This window comes from Paenibacillus sp. Y301, from assembly GCF_059445505.1.
The window spans coordinates 50,217-67,951 of record NZ_JCAIUL010000013.1 but is presented as its reverse complement, the minus strand read 5'-3'; the positions used below and the strand labels follow the sequence as shown (position 1 = coordinate 67,951).

The window sequence follows — 17,735 nt, the reverse complement described above, 5'->3', positions numbered from 1 at the left end:
ATACTATAACAGAAAATGGATGCAACTCGAAAGGATCAAATTAAAAAGATACAAAAAAACTCAAGCATTGTGCTTGAGCCCTCATGTTCAACACTCTTTTTAAATTGTCATTAATGAATATCCTTCTTTTTGAAACTACCACCTTTAACTTCTGCTACATCATATACCGTAACAAAAGCATTTTCGTCAATTTCATTAATGATTTCTTTTATTTTGCTTTCTTCCAAACGGTTAATAACACAAGTGATTTCCTTGAATTGTTCTTTTGAATAACCACCGTAAGCATCACTATATGTAGCACCACGACCTAATCGATCACGAATCGTCTCTACCATTAGTTCGGGTTGACTTGTAATGATTTTAAAAGTTTTGGACCCACTTAATCCTTCTTCAACAATATGGATGACTTTTGAAGCAATAAAATATGCGATTGCTGATAGAATAGCAGCCTGTAGATCAAATACGAATGAAACAATAATAAACACAAACATGTTTAAAAATAATATGAGATCACTTGTTCCGAAAGGTAATTTCCGTGAAAGTAATACGGCTAACATATCAATCCCATCTAATGCGCCACCATTACGCAATGCTAGTCCCATTCCAAAACCGATGATAATACCACCCACAACGGTAACTAACAACGTATCACCATGAATAATTGTATGTACGTGATGCATAAGCATCGTCCCGATAGCTAGTGACGCAATACCAATAACTGAATAAATGGCAAAACTTTTACCAATTTGCTTATATCCTAACCACACAAAGGGAATGTTGATTAAGGCAATTAATAACCCTAACGGTAATCCAAATAATTCTGAGCCTACGATACTTAGACCTGTCACACCACCGTCTGAGACGTTGTTAGGTATTAATACTGCTTCTAGACCATAGGCAGCTATTAGTCCCCCAATAATAATTAGTAATACTTTAGAAATAATCTTCAGTTTATTGACTTTACGTTGTCTTCTTGCGACTTCATTCATTTCATTTCCCCGTTCCAGATTAATTTCTTTTTGTTGCTATATCTTCAATCTTTTGCATCACATAATGGTCTTTAAAAAAAGATCCGATAGAAAATAGTCTATAATAAATCGCTTAGTTTTGGCAAGTTGTTACACTTTATGTTTGTAGATCCGTTTTTTCTCAACATAAAAAAAAGATAAAGTCAGAATATCATTCATATGATAATTTGACTTCATCTTTAAAATTATGATCCCCTTATATGGTGTATCCAAACCCTAAGATAGTAAAAGAATTTCCCTCATGACCTGGGGCCATTCGAATTTCTACATTATGCTCTTTGCAACTCTCTTCACTGTACAGAATGACGGGATTACAATGCGTCCAGTTGTTCTCATGGGGATTCGCTGTCTTAGCCAACAAGCCATCCACAAAAACCTCCGCGCTTCCAAACTCACCTTTTCCCGAATCCTTATAAACAAGAATGAGACTACGACTCAGGATGGTCATTTTAAAACCTTCTTGACCAGAAGAGACCGTGTGCATCCAGTTATGAGGAAACTGCGGTGTTGGCTCAGGACGATCATCCAGCTCCACGAATTGCAGATCATGGTCGATTTCTATAAATCCACCTGCTGAGATCTTAGCAACGCTTGGATCGCTACTTCGGTCGACTAACCGAACATCCACAAAGTCATTCCCCAGCACTGGGGACTCAGGGATTGTAATATCTACCTGATTCGAAGAATTGCGTTTGCATTCAGCGAACAGATAAGTCAAACAGTCCGCCATAACATGATGACCATCATTGGTCGGATGATAGATATCATAGAAGAATTGTCTTTTCGAAATAACGTTTCCGGCCGCTTTAGTTAGTCCAAACTGTTCCACAACAGCGTCTTTTACACTAACCATGGGAAGATCATAATGTCTGCCTACAGGTGAAAGTCTATCTTGCAGATTCCAGTCATTCACAAATACACTGAATAATAAAACAACGGCTGGCTTGTTCTCACTGGCAAGAATCTTAAGAATCAGACTTTCATAGCAGTTCCCCTTAGTCTCATCACCCTCATCGTTTACGGCAAACTCAACCACAACAATATCAGGTTGTATGTCGCCGTCTCTTAATACATCCCGTTCATAGCGAATCATGCCCAGTTCAGAGGGGGTTCCTCCTACTCCCGCTTTTATAAAATGGAGATGATCTCCCTCTCCCTGTCCAAACATCTCCTTGAATTTCAAATAGGATTTGTATGCATAACAACCGGTGTGAATAGGCTTTGCCCCTGCTCCCTGAGTGATTGATCCTCCAATATAAGCTATCGTGACCACATCGCCACGTTCCGCTCTTTCTATTGCAGTCTTCAACCTGAGTGAATTTCCCATGCTTACCAGAGACTTAGCAATCATAGCCTGATAGCCTGCTGATCCAAAATCTACTGGGGGTTCCATCTCTATTTCTGGAACGTGATACCCGTCATTCAGATAGAACTTAATGCTTGCTATCGCTATTTGTCCGGCTTGGTCAAATTCAAATGCTATTTTGCCTAGGACATCATCCTCCAGAGACCATTCATAGTCTTCCAGATTCAGAATTACTTCACTTCCGTTCTTGGGACATGGAATTCTGAGTAGGGTACCTGATTCATATTTATTCACTTTCCCCCAATTTTGCAGTACAACGTTGATAATTCCCCCAGGATCTTGTTCGGATCTAATGGATATGCCTATGCTATGAACCAAGGAATGGAAACCCTCGCAACTCTCCAACAATTTCAGTATATTCTCATCGGTCACGCCACCTGCGAGCCTTGCCTTATTCTTTATTTGTTCTCCCTCTAAATAGATTTCTTGTGAAGGCTCGCCTTCATTTCGGGGAGTAGCTTCAATCTGAGAATCGTACATTAAAAAAAAGCCACTCCGTCTATCTACTGGATCCTTCGGCGCCGTTGGGCCTCCTTTACTTCCCCCAGAATATAGCTTACTTTCCTCTGTCATATTTACCATCCAGCCTTTCTCAATATCAAATGTGAACCCTGCCTCTGATACAAGTCCGTATATAGAAAATTCAAGGAATTACTAAAAACATATTAACTACTTCTTTAAATCATCTTTGAATCCCTTTATTTTAATAAGTCTCCGCTTCAATCTTTCGGCACTAATTAAATGGTATGCATTCAAAAATGACTTCAAGGGAATGTTATGGATAGAATGATTATCTTTTAAGGAAAGGTAATAAAAAATGGATATTTTGTTTGCGATTTTACCCGCATTTTTTTGGGGAAGCATCGTCCTTTTCAATGTAAAACTAGGCGGTGGGCCCTATAGTCAAACTCTAGGAACTACCATAGGTGCTTTTATCTTTTCAATTTGTGTGTACCTGTTTGTTCGGCCTGTTTTATCGCCCTTGATATTTGGAATTGGGATTGTATCAGGTCTATTCTGGGCAATTGGTCAAGTTAATCAATTAAAAAGCATTAAATTAATGGGCGTATCCAAGACAATTCCGATTTCAACGGGACTTCAATTAGTTGCAACAACATTATTTGGTGTTATCGTCTTTCACGAATGGTCTACGATCACATCCATTGTTTTAGGCATTTTGGCGTTAGTCTTAATTATCGGTGGTGTGATTTTAACATCATTAGAGGACAAAGAGGGCAAACAAGACAAACAAGGTCTCAAATCAGGTGATTTTAAAAAGGGAATTCTGATTCTTTTAATTTCTACCGTTGGTTATTTAGTTTATGTAGTCATTTTACGACTATTTGAAGTAGATGGCTGGTCCGCTCTTTTACCTCAAGCAATTGGAATGGTGATCGGTGGAGTGCTACTAACCTTCAGACATAAACCCTTTAACAAATATGTAATTAGAAATATTATTCCAGGTTTGATATGGGCTGCAGGAAACATGTTTTTATTTATTTCACAACCTCGCGTGGGAGTTGCCACAAGTTTCTCTCTATCTCAGATGGGCGTTGTTATTTCAACCCTTGGCGGGATATTAATATTACATGAAAAAAAAACGAAACGTCAATACATTTGGGTCACTATTGGCATCCTACTTATTATCACAGCTGGCGTACTGTTAGGTCTTGCTAAAAGTTAACAAAGGAGTTTTCATGATGTATGCAGATTTAAAAGGAAAAGTGGTCGTAATCACAGGCGGTTCAACAGGGTTAGGAAAAGCAATGGGCATTCGATTCGGTAAAGAACATGCCAACGTAGTCATAAACTACCGGTCAAATGCAGACGAAGCGGCAAAAGTATTAGAAGCCATTAGAACCGCAGGCGGAGACGGAATGATCGTTCCAGGTGATGTAACGAAAGAAGAAGATGTTATTAACCTTGTTCAATCTGCTGTTAAGCAATTTGGTACATTAGATATTATGATCAATAATGCTGGAGTTGAGAATGCAGTCCCTTCACATGAGCTACCTTTATCGGATTGGAACAAAGTTATCAGTACAAACTTAACGGGTGCTTTTTTAGGAAGTCGTGAAGCTATCAAATATTTTGTGAACAATAATATTAAGGGATCGGTTATTAACATGTCTAGCGTTCATGAGAAAATTCCATGGCCTTTATTCGTTCATTACGCAGCAAGTAAAGGGGGCATAAAGTTAATGACTGAAACATTAGCCTTAGAGTACGCACCAAAGGGAATTCGTGTAAATAACATTGGTCCAGGTGCAATTAATACACCCATTAACGCAGAAAAGTTTGCAGATCCCAAACAGAAGCAAGATGTAATAAGTATGATCCCCATGGGTTATATTGGTGAACCAGAAGAGATTGCTGCTGTTGCCGCATGGTTAGCCTCATCTGAAGCAAGCTATGTTACAGGCATTACATTGTTTGCCGATGGCGGAATGACTAAATATCCATCTTTCCAAGCGGGCCGTGGATAATATTGATATACGTTAGATCAAGCGGTTGGTTTTTACTTGGCCACAATCTAATGAAACAAACCGCGTTTGATCAAAAACGCAGAGCAGCGTCAAAGATCGCATCGTTCAGCTAGATTTACAGCTGCATTGACGAGACGAACTAGGTGATTTTGTGGAATGTCTTCTTCTAAACCCATCGACTAGAAAATTTGATCCAAGGTACATGAATGTACAAAAAATCGCTCCCTTTGGTATGGTTGGTCGTACTTCCATTTTACCAATAAGAGCGATTTTTTTGTTGTTTTGGTTGAAAAGTTGCAAAAATATGCTTAAGGCAGCGCAGAGGACGGAACGATTTCGTAAAAGCGATAGCGGTCGCCTAAAAGCTTTCCAAAGGAAAGCTACTTCGAAGGCATACGCTGTCTCCGAATTTTAACCGCTGAGCGGTTTCAATTTAGAAATTTGGAGACCACAGCGATTGGAGAAACGGTCCGTTCGCGGAGCGTCCTTTCAGAACCACTAGAACCTTACACAATGGAATAGCCGAGCATTTGAATATCTTTGGAGAACATCTGAACGGTCTCTAGTGAGATTTGCTCCATTTTCTTCCCCACATAGGGTAGTTTGCCCAAGATTGCTGGTGTACAGGTAATAATATCGCATCCACATTGGTCCGCCTGAAAAATGTTAAGCAATTCTCTTGGGCTTGCCCATAGTAGCTCGGTTCCTTCTTTAGCATGACAGATGGCTGCAGCTTCTTTCATCATCGGTACAGGGTCTACTCCAGAATCCGCCATTCTCCCTGCAAATACCGAGACCACATTAGTCGTCCCTTGTGCGAAAGCATTCACGGTCTCTTCGACCTGAGTAAGCGTTAATATAGCAGTAATATTCAGTGAATACCCTAGTCCCGATAACTTGCGGATTAAAGGAATAGAAGTTTCTCCTTGAGCGTTAGTAATCGGGATTTTGATATACACATTTGAACCCCAACTAGCAATTTTTTTGGCTTCTTCCTCCATCACAGCGAAATCATCGGAGAAGACTTCAAATGAAATCGGTCTATCTGGTATACTCTGTAGTACTCCCTTAGCAAACTCTTCATAGTCTTTTATTCCAGCCTGCTTCATCAAAGTAGGATTTGTCGTGAACCCCTTTATTTTTCCGGATCGGTAAGCAACTAGCATATCCTCTACAACGGCACCATCTGCATAAATTTTGATATTTAGATTATTCATAGTTAGTCTCCTTTAGTATCTTCATAGTTGTTTAACGTAATTGATTTGGTCTTGATAAAATTAGGGATTAACAAAATGATGATTAATATAGCTACAATAACGTATATTCCTGTTGAACCAGCTTGACCAAGAGTAATACCCAGTACGGCAAAATCAATATCTCCGAAGGTCGTGTTAGAGAAACCTAAATTACCAAGCACAGGTAGCAGAAGAGCAGGAAGGAATGACAGCGCTAATCCATTGACAAAAGAGCCTATAATTGCTCCTTTGCGACCTCCTGTCGCATTACCGTATATCCCTGCTGTCGCACCACAGAAAAAGTGAGCAACGAGACCGGGGATGATAAGCACTCCTCCACTCACACCTAGAATTAACATTCCGATGACACCGCCGATGAAGCTACATACGAAACCGATAATGACAGCGGTTTGCGCATACGTAAAGAATACCGCACAGTCGACCGCAGGGATGGCATTAGGAATGATTCGGGTTGCAATCCCTTGGAAAGCGGGAATTAAATCTGCCAAGATCATCCGGACTCCCGAATAAACAATGGTTACACCGATAGCAAACTTCAACCCTGTCATGACAGCGAACAAATACGGCGACATCCCATCAGATAACGTCGATGTAAATTCGGGTCCGGCCGCAAATGCAGCGATTAAATAAAATACAACCATGGTTAAAGCCGTTGAAATTGTCGTATTGCGAAGGAAATTCCATTTTTCCGGAATTTTTATCTTTTCTGTACTATCTTCGGGTTTACCAACTCTTTTACCAACCCAAGCCGCCAAATAATAACCCAAGCTTCCGAAATGGCCCATCGCCACTTCATCTCCATCAGTAACCTTCAAGGTGTATCTTTGACCGATCGCTGGTGAGATTGCACTCCATGCGCCCAGAAGGAACCCGCCTACAATAATCAAGAGAGCACCAGACATTCCTGAAGTACCTAGTACTGCTGATAATAGACAAGCCATAAAGAAGCTGTGATGCCCCGTTAGAAATATATATTTATATTTGGTGAAACGGGCGATCACCAGATTGAGCACTAGACCAAGCACCAGAATGGACATGGTTTCTACTCCAAGTAGCTTTTGTGCTGAGGCTACGATGGCCTCATTGTTCGGAACGACGCCCTGGATATGAAACCCTTTCTCGATCAATGCTCCTAGTGGATTCAGATTGGCAACGATGAAATCTGCTCCCGCACTGAGCATAAGGTAACCGAGAATGGGTCCCAAAGTTCCAGTTAATACTTTGTGTCCTGGTCTTTTTAAGGCAATCAACCCAATAAAGGACATAATTCCAATTAAAAGAGCCGGTTGGGACAAAATATCCTTTATAAACTCCAACAATCCAGATAAAAAACTCATCATTACTCCCCCTCCGATATTTAATTATTCAACTCTAGTAATATTTCTAATATGTCTTCCTGGATCTTCTTCTTATTGATATAGCTACGGGTGACAGCCACTCGCTGGCTATTATCAAATTGGGATGCCAATTCATTCACTGTAACGATTAGATCACAATTTCGACCTTTGGCTGCATTGAAATCCGAGGATTCAACGGAAGCTTTGATCCCATTTTCAGAGCATATTTCCTCAATCTTCAGTTTCAACATCAGACTACTACCAATTCCATTACCGCATACGGTCACAATATTCAACATGCTTATTCCTCCTCATATATTCGATATCTAGCTATACTGCTCGATTAAAGCAAGGATAGGTTCTAAACGATCGGCCTGAATCAGTTTCTCAATATTCCCTTCTTCCTCAAGTAGTTCCATTAACTGTGTCAGCGCTTTAAGATGTGATTCATTATCTATAGCGGCCAAGACGATGATAATATTCACGTCTTTCTCGGGATCATTGTCCGCAAATGACACACTACGTTCTAGCTTCAATAGACTCATTCCCAACTTGGAAACGCCGTCCCTTGGTCGCGCATGGGGTACCGCTACTCTCGGAGCCAAGACAATATAGGCTCCCAGAGTGTTCACATTATGGATCATTGCGTCAACATATCTGTCTCCTATTGCATTGATATCCAATAAGGGTCGTGCTCCCATTCGAATTGCCTGCTCCCAATTGTCCACCCCTTCTTCAAACCGTATCATGTCTTTCGTAAGCAGTTCCTTTAGCACTGGCTTATACCTCCCGATATTGTCTAGCGTATTTCCATTAAGAGTGTCATTAATGGCGGTATACAGGCCTTCCTCATCATGGACATTCGCAAAAGATTTAATTACTTGCATCAAACGATTCACCTTCGGTTTCAAGGTCTTGGTTCCATGTAAAATGAAATCAACCTCCTGAATGATCTTAGCTTTATCCATCGATGTCAGAATAGGCTGCACGATGATTAAAGGCTTTTGTGTACGGAGAAGAACCGTAGAAAAGATAATATCCACTTCCTCGTGAGAATCATCATATTCGCGGATAGAGCTGACCTTCACAATCTCCAGTTCGGGAACGACTCTCTCAATTTGCCGCTTCAGCATATTGGATGTGGCTAGTCCGTTCGGACATACGATAATACCCTTCTTCCGAGTTACGATGATCGCTTGATCATTCAAGAAAGAAGCAAAATGCAGGGCAATGTAACCGATCTCATCATCAGAAAGTGATGAACCCACAAACATTTCAAATTTCCTAAGTGCTTTTCTAACAAGAAGAAAGAGGTCAAAGTGCTCATCCTTGATCGTTTCCAAGTAAGGATTGGTCAGGGAAATGTGAAAGATATGACGATAATAAGCCGGTTTCAAATGCAGCATCAATGATTTGATGGCATGCTCTCGATTTTTGAATTCCACATAGGCCAGCATTTCAAATTCAGATAGAATTTCGTTGGTAATCCTATTGAACTCTTTGCTATTTTGTTGCTCATAAATCTTCTTATCATGCCTGAGACTTAACCCCAACATAAGGATCGTAATATACGTCTTTTCTTGCTCGGGGAGCTTGGTTTTTAATTCAACCAGCATGCTTTCCACAGCCTGATAGTCCTTTGTTCCCTGAATGGTTTTCATGATACTGCTAGTTACAGAGACGTTGTGTTCTCCTTCTAGTCTTGCAAGCAGAAGGGTCGTAAAGGACGCGAATTCCTTCATGCGCTCCTCAACAAAAGTAATGTCCAAGCTGTCCTCAATTCGATTGAGAGATGCCATGACAGCCTCATAGCTTTGGTCAAAATCTCCGTCTTGTTTTTGCTCATCATATACGGTTTTAAGGACATAAAGTCCTCTTGGCTGCTGAACCACACGTGCTAGACTACTTAAGATTAACGTCCGGATGTCCATCTCATCACCATCCAGCCAGTATCCCTCCTGACGGCTGTATTTCAGCGAGATTCCAGCTCGTTTCGCCTCTGAGCGAACATTTTGGATATAAGTCAACACAGTATTTCTACTAACTTTGAACGTTGAAATAAAATGGTTAACGGATAAATAATCATTCTTCATAAAAATCTTCAGGAGCATCATATCGTTTCTTAACATGGGTGACGGAATAAATTCCTTCAGTGTGACTTTGAATAGTGCACCTGAGATTTTCTCTTTTGTCTTTTTATCAACGGTGAAACCGTGTGCACGCTTATTTTGGATGAGCGGTAAATTTTCTTCTAATAGCCAATCGTTGATTTTTTGAACATCGTAATTCACCTTACGCCTTGAACTATCAAGCTGAAGTTCCAACTGTCTGAGAGTTATAACCCGATTAGACAATATAAGATGCAATACTTTAGCAGCTCGTTCGTCTAACATCTCATCCCTCCTCTGCTCTCGTTTCCAATTATAGTATAGATTTAACAATGTATGCGCTTCCATTTAACCCTATTATCGTTCATTGCTTTGTACATGATTGGGTCGATATCTCAGCTGGGCGAGTTCCTAATTCCCCATGATGTTACCCAAGCTATCCTCCAACCCTTTGATAACTATGAGAAAATGGATTTACTGTTACAACGCCTTTACTTCTAAATATAACTAATAAGCACTCCACAGGTGTGGAGTGCTTATTATATGGCCCAATATCTAGTTAGCGTTAAACTATACCCGTATTATTATTCAACAATGGCTTGGTGAAGTTGCTCAATATAAGCCGATGCGAGCTTCGTGAGTGCAACATTTTTATGAGAAATCCATCCAACATGGATCACTTCATCACAATCCAATGGAACCGGAATGATCTCATTCCCATTCAGATCGGAACTGAGAACACCTGTCGAAATCGTGTATCCGTTCAATCCTATCAATAAGTTGAAGAGCGTTGCTCGGTCATTGACACGAATACTTTTTTGATGCGACAACGTACTAAGAATCTCCTCAGAGAAATGAAAGGAATTGTATTCACCCTGCTCAAAGGACAGATATGGATATTCCTGTAGTTGATCGAGGGTAACTCTAGCCTGCTTGGCTAAGGGATTCTTACTACTAATAAAAATATGTGGTTTTGCCGTAAATAAACGGTTGAACTGTAGATTCGCATCCTTGAGAAGTCTACTGATGACTTTTGTATTAAATTCATTAAGATATATGATCCCGATCTCACTACGTAAACTCTTTACATCCTGGATGATTTCATGGGTCTTGGTCTCATGTAATGCCAATTCGTATTCATCTTGACCATATTCACGAACCATATTCACAAATGCATTCACCGCAAAAGCGTAGTGTTGAGTAGATACTGAGAAATGCTGTGGTGAGGGCTTCGCATCTAGATAACGGGCTTCCAGAAGTTCTGCTTGCTCAACAACCTGACGAGCATAACCAAGGAATTCTACCCCTTCCTTCGACAAGGATATCCCTTTATTTGTTCGTTCAAAAATCGTAATCTGAATTTCTTCTTCGAGATCCTTAATCGCATTCGAAAGACTAGGCTGGGAAATAAACAAACGTTTTGCAGCTAAGTTCATGGAACCACGACTAGCAATCTCGATTACATACTTCAATTGTTGTAGTGTCAAGCGATCTAATCCTCCCTACTTCTCATTCATTCCAAAAGCATCTGCAATCAACTTATAAGAATGGATTCTCGCTTGTTCGTTATGAATTGGACTATTGATGAGAATCTCACCAACATGGAAATCCTTACTCATTTGTAGTAGCTGTTCCTTCACCTGATCTGGAGTCCCAATAATCCGACGCTTACGAATTTGCTCGATGTGTTGCAGATCCATCTCTGTGTATGGATAGTTGGTGGCAGTCTCTACCGAAGGCAAGAACGGAATTTCTAACCCTGTTCTAATACCAAGGAATAATAAATCCCCACTCTTCGCCAATTCGTCCGCTTCTTCTTCCGTCTCCGCACAAATAACTAGTGTTGCAATCATTGAGCGTGGATGCTCTTCTAATACATGATTAGGTTCAAAATTCTCATTATAATGTTGAGTCGCTTGCTCTCCTCCAGGTGTACCAAAGAACTCTGCGAACGCATATGAGGTACCTAGTGTCGCAGCAATTCTCGCACTTTCGCCGCTTGAACCTAATAGCCAGATTTCAGGTGCACTAGAGATAACTGGCGAAGTCACTAATTTCTCAAACGGATGCCCAGCAGGAATGGAATTATGTAAATAGCCGATAATATCAAGCACCTGTTGCGGATATTTATTCACGTCAACGTACTTATCCTGTTGCAAAGCTCTTGTAGCGAGTGGCATCCCCCCTGGAGCACGACCTAGACCCAGATCAATACGTCCTGGATGAAGAGCTTCCAACAATCGAAAATTCTCTGCGACCTTATACGCGCTGTAATGTGGGAGCATAATCCCACCAGATCCGACACGAATGCGATTCGTTGCAGCGGCAAGGTGTGCAACTAACACCTCTGGGCTTGAGAAAGCAAGTGCACGCATAGAATGATGCTCAGATACCCAGAATCGCGTATACCCTAGACCATCCGTAGCTTGAGCAAGTCGTGTGGATAGCTGAAGACCTTCCGTTGCATTTTGCCCTTCATTGATATATACCTGATCAAGCACGCCTAACTTTAACATACTAAAGACAACTCCTCTTCTCTATGGTGGAAATCTTGAAGTGATACCAGTAGAAACCTTACCAAGGTTTATAAAAAGCCCTTTTAACAAAGAGCTTAGTAAGTGATTATCATATTATATCTTCATACTAACTTTTGCAGGTTCCATTCTCTTAGCAAATTAAAGTAACATATAGTATAGCATCATATTCTTGTGTAATCCAATTCATGTAGGGAAGATAACATAATAGAAGGAGATTATTTCAATCTCCCCCTCTTCTTGTACGACTTCGGCAAGCGGTATGATTTAAAATCTATTCTTTTGAATCATCTTGAAGCATTTCTTTCCGTCTATCATTTTTCTTTTGTTGGAATTGCTGTGCTTGCTGACTCGTTACAGGTGTCGTTTCTAAATCTTTTACCGTATTCATCAGATTCTTATCTGGATGTCTTGGGCTCATATTTAATTCCTCCTTGGCATCGATTTTTATTCAGGTTTTCACTATAATAGTGTTGCAGTATTCTAACCCAACTATGCATCACATGCCACGAAATCCAAGAATCAATTTTAGTTTTTTTCTGCTTTTCGCGTATTGTTTGAACCCTTCTTTGGAATCAATAACGAATACTCTTCTCCCTACCCACAGCCGTATGTATATCGACTGAAGTCTAAAAGGACGCAAAATCCCTTTAACTTCAATATATTTCATTACACTTATCTCTCCCCATTACATTCATGGTACAATATTAAGGCTGTCATTTATCTATAATAAACCAATTCATGTGAGGACAATGAGAACTTATGAAACTTTCTACACCATTACGTGGCTTTAATTTTTTGTATTTTGCTCTATTGGCTATGTTTATTCCCTTTCTTCCCGTTTATTTTGCTGAACAGGGATTAAGTAAGTCACAGATCGGATTCATCATTGGAACAGGTGGTATCATCACCATTATTGCCCAGCCTTTGTGGGGAATGATAAGCGACCGGACGAAGACGATTCGTAAAGTACTGTTATTGCTAATTGTTTTTGCTTCTGTCACCGGATATTTTTTATACAATACGAGTAGCTACACTTTACTTGTTCTGTTCGCAATGCTAACTTATTTCTTCTTAATGCCTATTGATCCTTTGACAGAAAGTTTAAATTTCCGGATATCTGAATCTGCAGGAATTAACTATGGTTCGATCCGTACGTTTGGGGCTTTAGGTTATGCGGTTATGTCGTTATTGACAGGTTACTTAATGACTCAATTCGGAGCACACAGTTTAGCGATACTCTTTGCGGGAATAGGACTCCTAAGCTTTATCGTTATTCTTGCCATACCTGATGCGCCTGTCGCTAGCAAACCAGTTACAATAAAGAGTCTCAAGCATTTTTTGAGCGGAAAAGAAACCTTATTATTCTTATTATTAGTCTTCATTAGCTCTATTCCAGCACGGATGAACGATACGTTTCTAGGGGTCTATATTCTCGAACTTGGGGGAACACCTGGACTGGTTGGGCAAGCATGGTTTCTTGCAGCAGGGAGTGAAATTGTCGTATTTGCATTAAGCTTCTGGTGGTTGAGAAAAGGGAAAGAACTCATCGTTATCTCTCTTGCAGGCGGTTTCTATTTCATTCGATTCTTTATTTCCGCTTGGATCACAGATCCACACATGCTAGCTTATTTGCAAGTTCTACAACTACTTACATTCCCGGTATTCTACACAGCGGCCATTCAATATCTTTATCAGATCGTACCTGTTGAATGGCGTGCAACCGGTCAGACGGTATTAGCACTTCTGTTCTTCGGAGTGTCTGGTATTATCTCATCTTATGTTGGAGGAGCTTTATATGAAGTTTTTGGTGGAAAAGCACTTTTTCTAACCATCTCTGCTATGTCCTTTATAGGTATGATATTTGGTCTCGTCCTTTACCGAATGTACGGACGTTCACATCGGAACGCCGAAACCGAGGTGTAAACCACTTTTATCTAACGATTTCCACCGAAAATGACAGTTTTATTGTATAGGGTGGATTACATAACGAGACAACTGCCAACAATTTGAATATAATTAAGATAAGATATTAAAGCAGTTTCTGTTAAAGAGAGGAATTTACAGACCCATGATTATTAAACCGAGAACACGTGGATTTATTTGCACGACATCCCATCCAGAGGGCTGTGCCCGTCAGGTACAGCAACAAATAGAATATGTACAAGCACATCCAGCAATAAAGGGTCCACGAAATGTATTAGTAGTCGGAGCATCGACGGGTTACGGCCTAGCATCTCGTATAGTTGCGGCTTTTGGAGCACAAGCAAATACAGTTGGCGTATATCGCCCTAGCAGCGGAAGTGAGAAACGTACCGCTTCAGCCGGATGGTATAACTCCGCAGCTTTTGAGAAAGAGGCAGCCGCAGCTGGTCTTAAATCGTTCAGTGTGACCGGTGACGCCTTCTCTTCCGAGACAAAAGACAAAACAGTTGAACTCATCCGTACTGAACTAGGTCAAGTTGATCTAGTGATCTATAGTGTAGCTTCCGCGAGAAGAATAGATCCTCAGACGGGTGAAATGGTTAACTCTGTTCTTAAACCTATCGGTAAACCATATACCAATCAAACAGTCAACTTCCATACAGGTGAAGTGAGCCAGATTACGATTGAACAGGCCACAGAAGATGAAGTTCGAGATACCGTGACCGTTATGGGTGGCGATGATTGGGAACAATGGATACACGCTCTTCGAGATGCTGGTGTTCTAGCAGATCATGCGACTACGATCGCTTATTCCTATATCGGATCAGAACTCACGCAAGCTGTGTATCGAGACGGTTCCATTGGTCGAGCGAAAGATCATCTAGAAGCAACGGCATTACAATTGAATGATCAACTTGCTATAGGCGGCGGTCGTGCTTATGTATGTGTTAGCAAGGGTCTTGTGACACAATCTAGCTCTGCAATTCCTGTCGTACCGTTATACATTTCTGCTTTATACAAAGTGATGAAGGAAAAGGGTATCCACGAAGGTTGTATTGAACAGACCTATCGCCTGTTTACAGAACGATTATATACTGAAGAAGGTACACCTGTGGATGAAAAAGGACGTATACGCATTGATGACTGGGAACTCCGCGAAGATGTTCAAGCGGAAGTTACAAAGATATGGAATCAGTTAACAACAGCGAACGTCAATGAGCTTACGGATCTGGAAGGCTATCGCCGCGAATTTTTCCAACTATTTGGATTTGAGTGTGATGGTGTTGATTATGAAACCGAAGTTAATCCCGATGTTCAAGTACCCAACTCTCTTTAATCCAACCCTATCAAGTAAGGTTCGTCATTGACGAGCCTTGCTTTTTTTATTTAATGGATAATCTGGTACCAGCTTGCTGAACGAATCCAACACGAATCTATTACTTGCTATAACGGAGTTGTTACGATTGGAAAGAAGATAACAATTGATAAGCTGACATGAAACAACTATAATGAGAGCGAGTCTGGTAAATAAAGTGCTTACACCAGGATGATATTACTAATTATTCACACTCGGAGGAATTCATATTATGAGATTGGAAACAGATTTTCTGGGTACAAAAGAAGTTCCATCAGAAGCTTATTACGGCATTCAAACCATCAGAGCAGCAGAGAATTTCCCAATTACTGGTCAACGCATACATCCCGAACTCATTCGTGCTATGGCCATGGTTAAAAAAGGTGCAGCTATAGCCAATATGGAGATCCGACGATTACTATCTAGCAAAGGAAATGCTATCGTTCTCGCGGCTGATGAAATTATTGGAGGGAAATGGTTCGATCAATTTATTGTTGATCCTATTCAAGGTGGTGCGGGTACATCTATCAATATGAATACTAACGAGGTCATAGCTAATCGTGCCCTTGAACTGATAGGTAAGGAAAAAGGAAGTTATGCAGACATCAGTCCCAATAATCATGTCAATATGGCTCAATCTACGAATGACTCCTTCCCCACTGCCGTACATTTAGCAGTACTGACTATGATCGAGAAGTTGCTCTCGACAATGAAAGAATTACATACAGCATTCAGTGATAAAGCAACGGAATTCGACAGTGTTATCAAAATGGGACGAACCCATCTTCAGGACGCTGTCCCTATCCGTCTCGGACAAGAATTCCAAGCTTATGCACGCGTACTTGAAAGAGATATCAAACGACTTGCAGCCACCAAGAATAACCTACTTCATATTAATATGGGTGCAACAGCAGTCGGTACGGGTCTTAATGCTGATGTACGTTATATTCAGCGTGTAGCCGAAATCCTTGCAGAATTAAGTGGTTTTCCATTGGAGCCAGCGGAACATCTAGTAGATGCAACACAGAACACAGATGCCTATACCGAGGTATCCGCAGTTCTCAAAATCTGCATGATGAACATGTCTAAAGTGGCTAGTGATCTCCGTCTAATGGCTTCTGGCCCAAGAGCTGGATTAGCTGAGATTACACTTCCATCCCGCCAACCAGGCTCCTCCATCATGCCAGGTAAAGTAAACCCTGTGATGTGCGAAGTCATTAACCAGATTGCATTCCAAGTTATGGGTAATGATCATACCATCTGCCTTGCATCGGAAGCAGGTCAAATGGAACTGAACGTGATGGAGCCGGTACTGGTATACAACTTACTACAGTCGTTGGAGATTATGAATCAAGGTTTCCGCGTATTTAGAGAACACTGTATTGAAGGTATTCAGGCCAACATAGATCATTGTCGTGAATATGTTGAGAACAGCGTAGGGATCATCACTGCCCTTAATCCTCACCTAGGATATGAAGTCGTATCTCGAATCGCACGCGAAGCCATTACCACCGGTAAATCGGTACGTAGTCTCTGTCTCCTGTACAACGTTCTGACGGAAGAAGAACTGAACATCATCCTCGATCCATATCAAATGACCAACCCTGGAATTGCAGGCGCAGCATTACTTCAGAGGGAGTAACGACTTGCTAGTTTACTTCGGTGGGAGTAACGACGATTTACTACTTCTGTAAGGATAGCTTGGCATAACTACAAGCAATTCGATAGTTCGTGTACTAGCACGGATGATCGTGTACAAGCATAAACGGATAGAACTAGCTAAGCTGGTTCTGTCCGTTTTTTATTGTTTTTTTCAGCAGTATGAATTAGGATTATCCCTTTTTCAAAGAATAAGTAAATACAATGTGATGTGTACGTGCTAATGTGGCTTAATTTATCTATATGTTATCTATTATGAATTTTTCATATGATGTATTTTTATATTAGTTTTCATTTTGATAGGATTCGGACTGACAGTTCGAGGCAATAAAAAACCCTCGACTTCGAGGGTTTCAGATTCAAGAATAGATGCTTTTGCAAAAGAAGATTAACAGGAAATTTTCCAGTTAATGTAGCTTGAAAACTACTAGAAGAGAAATTAACTGGACTATCTCCAGCTAATTCGTTAATTCGAGCTATTTTTGAGGGCTAATCGTCGAATTAGCGGTATTTTGTCCAGTTAGAAAGAGAAAAGAGAGGTTCTCATCATCATATAGCAGGGGGTTTTTCCCGATAACTTTATTCTGTATTACAGCACATTAGCAAATGACCCATCATATCGATTGAAAGTACCAGCTAGGACTATATTTTTTGCAATATTTGTAATATCCAAACTCTTGC

At 40.6% G+C, this 17,735-nt stretch carries 15 protein-coding genes; 5 read left to right on the top strand and 10 right to left on the bottom strand.

The features are described from left to right. Nucleotides 1-110: 110 nt before the first annotated feature. Both AC1D69_RS19650 and AC1D69_RS19645 read right to left on the bottom strand, forming a co-directional pair. On the bottom strand, nt 111-989 hold the full coding sequence (locus AC1D69_RS19650; RefSeq protein WP_495457839.1) for a YitT family protein: 879 nt from the start codon (nt 987-989) through the stop codon (nt 111-113). A 235-nt stretch (nt 990-1,224) separates the two neighbouring features. Beyond that, on the bottom strand, nt 1,225-2,976 hold the full coding sequence (locus AC1D69_RS19645; RefSeq protein ID WP_495457838.1) for an SGNH/GDSL hydrolase family protein: 1,752 nt from the start codon (nt 2,974-2,976) through the stop codon (nt 1,225-1,227). Between the two features lie 235 nt (nt 2,977-3,211). Here AC1D69_RS19645 and AC1D69_RS19640 point away from each other — a divergent pair, with 235 nt between their 5' ends. Further along, nucleotides 3,212-4,078, top strand: coding sequence for a GRP family sugar transporter (locus AC1D69_RS19640; protein ID WP_495457837.1), 867 nt, complete (start codon nt 3,212-3,214; stop codon nt 4,076-4,078). A gap of 16 nt (nt 4,079-4,094) precedes the next feature. After that, on the top strand, nt 4,095-4,880 hold the full coding sequence (gene gdh, locus AC1D69_RS19635) for a glucose 1-dehydrogenase (RefSeq protein WP_495457862.1): 786 nt from the start codon (nt 4,095-4,097) through the stop codon (nt 4,878-4,880). A gap of 506 nt (nt 4,881-5,386) precedes the next feature. Here the strand turns inward: gdh and AC1D69_RS19630 are convergent. The 8 genes from AC1D69_RS19630 to AC1D69_RS19595 all read right to left on the bottom strand — a co-directional run bounded on the left by AC1D69_RS19630 (nt 5,387) and on the right by AC1D69_RS19595 (nt 12,785). Beyond that, nucleotides 5,387-6,097 (bottom strand): transaldolase, encoded by a 711-nt coding sequence (locus AC1D69_RS19630; protein WP_495457836.1) that lies wholly within the window; start codon nt 6,095-6,097, stop codon nt 5,387-5,389. 2 nt (nt 6,098-6,099) lie between these two features. Then, entirely contained in the window at nt 6,100-7,473 is a 1,374-nt protein-coding gene (ulaA, locus tag AC1D69_RS19625; RefSeq protein ID WP_495457861.1) for a PTS ascorbate transporter subunit IIC, read from the bottom strand. Between the two features lie 20 nt (nt 7,474-7,493). Continuing rightward, a complete protein-coding gene (locus AC1D69_RS19620; protein WP_495457835.1) occupies nt 7,494-7,772 on the bottom strand; it encodes a PTS sugar transporter subunit IIB in 279 nt (92 codons plus the stop codon). 27 nt (nt 7,773-7,799) lie between these two features. Beyond that, a complete protein-coding gene (locus AC1D69_RS19615) occupies nt 7,800-9,866 on the bottom strand; it encodes a BglG family transcription antiterminator (protein WP_495457834.1) in 2,067 nt (688 codons plus the stop codon). A gap of 299 nt (nt 9,867-10,165) precedes the next feature. Beyond that, nucleotides 10,166-11,068, bottom strand: a complete 903-nt coding sequence (locus AC1D69_RS19610) for a LysR family transcriptional regulator (RefSeq protein WP_495457833.1) — start codon at nt 11,066-11,068, stop codon at nt 10,166-10,168. 15 nt (nt 11,069-11,083) lie between these two features. Continuing rightward, entirely contained in the window at nt 11,084-12,097 is a 1,014-nt protein-coding gene (locus tag AC1D69_RS19605) for an LLM class flavin-dependent oxidoreductase (protein WP_495457832.1), read from the bottom strand. Nucleotides 12,098-12,389: 292 nt separating this feature from the next. After that, complete coding sequence (locus AC1D69_RS19600) at nt 12,390-12,536, bottom strand: hypothetical protein (protein ID WP_495457831.1); 147 nt, start codon at nt 12,534-12,536, stop codon at nt 12,390-12,392. A 78-nt stretch (nt 12,537-12,614) separates the two neighbouring features. Then, nucleotides 12,615-12,785: a DUF3977 family protein gene (locus AC1D69_RS19595; protein ID WP_495457830.1), complete on the bottom strand. Its 171-nt coding sequence runs from the start codon at nt 12,783-12,785 to the stop codon at nt 12,615-12,617. Between the two features lie 92 nt (nt 12,786-12,877). Between AC1D69_RS19595 and AC1D69_RS19590 the strand changes: the two genes are divergently transcribed. The 3 genes from AC1D69_RS19590 to aspA all read left to right on the top strand — a co-directional run bounded on the left by AC1D69_RS19590 (nt 12,878) and on the right by aspA (nt 17,037). Beyond that, nucleotides 12,878-14,041, top strand: a complete 1,164-nt coding sequence (locus AC1D69_RS19590) for an MFS transporter (RefSeq protein WP_495457829.1) — start codon at nt 12,878-12,880, stop codon at nt 14,039-14,041. Between the two features lie 145 nt (nt 14,042-14,186). Continuing rightward, the gene (gene fabV / locus AC1D69_RS19585; RefSeq protein WP_495457828.1) at nt 14,187-15,377 is read left to right on the top strand and encodes an enoyl-ACP reductase FabV; all 1,191 of its coding nucleotides are present in this window, start codon (nt 14,187-14,189) and stop codon (nt 15,375-15,377) included. 250 nt (nt 15,378-15,627) lie between these two features. After that, nucleotides 15,628-17,037, top strand: coding sequence for an aspartate ammonia-lyase (gene aspA / locus AC1D69_RS19580; RefSeq protein ID WP_495457827.1), 1,410 nt, complete (start codon nt 15,628-15,630; stop codon nt 17,035-17,037). The last annotated feature ends 698 nt before the right edge of the window (nt 17,038-17,735 follow it).

Bases quoted from the DNA above. Each gene is read 5' to 3' on its own strand.
- AC1D69_RS19650 (WP_495457839.1), bottom strand. From the start codon at position 989: ATGAATGAAGTCGCAAGAAGACAACGTAAAGTCAATAAACTGAAGATT.
- AC1D69_RS19645 (WP_495457838.1), bottom strand. From the start codon at position 2,976: ATGGTAAATATGACAGAGGAAAGTAAGCTATATTCTGGGGGAAGTAAA.
- AC1D69_RS19640 (WP_495457837.1), top strand. From the start codon at position 3,212: ATGGATATTTTGTTTGCGATTTTACCCGCATTTTTTTGGGGAAGCATC.
- gdh (WP_495457862.1), top strand. From the start codon at position 4,095: ATGTATGCAGATTTAAAAGGAAAAGTGGTCGTAATCACAGGCGGTTCA.
- AC1D69_RS19630 (WP_495457836.1), bottom strand. From the start codon at position 6,097: ATGAATAATCTAAATATCAAAATTTATGCAGATGGTGCCGTTGTAGAG.
- ulaA (WP_495457861.1), bottom strand. From the start codon at position 7,473: ATGAGTTTTTTATCTGGATTGTTGGAGTTTATAAAGGATATTTTGTCC.
- AC1D69_RS19620 (WP_495457835.1), bottom strand. From the start codon at position 7,772: ATGTTGAATATTGTGACCGTATGCGGTAATGGAATTGGTAGTAGTCTG.
- AC1D69_RS19615 (WP_495457834.1), bottom strand. From the start codon at position 9,866: ATGTTAGACGAACGAGCTGCTAAAGTATTGCATCTTATATTGTCTAAT.
- AC1D69_RS19605 (WP_495457832.1), bottom strand. From the start codon at position 12,097: ATGTTAAAGTTAGGCGTGCTTGATCAGGTATATATCAATGAAGGGCAA.
- AC1D69_RS19600 (WP_495457831.1), bottom strand. From the start codon at position 12,536: ATGAGCCCAAGACATCCAGATAAGAATCTGATGAATACGGTAAAAGAT.
- AC1D69_RS19595 (WP_495457830.1), bottom strand. From the start codon at position 12,785: ATGAAATATATTGAAGTTAAAGGGATTTTGCGTCCTTTTAGACTTCAG.
- AC1D69_RS19590 (WP_495457829.1), top strand. From the start codon at position 12,878: ATGAAACTTTCTACACCATTACGTGGCTTTAATTTTTTGTATTTTGCT.
- fabV (WP_495457828.1), top strand. From the start codon at position 14,187: ATGATTATTAAACCGAGAACACGTGGATTTATTTGCACGACATCCCAT.
- aspA (WP_495457827.1), top strand. From the start codon at position 15,628: ATGAGATTGGAAACAGATTTTCTGGGTACAAAAGAAGTTCCATCAGAA.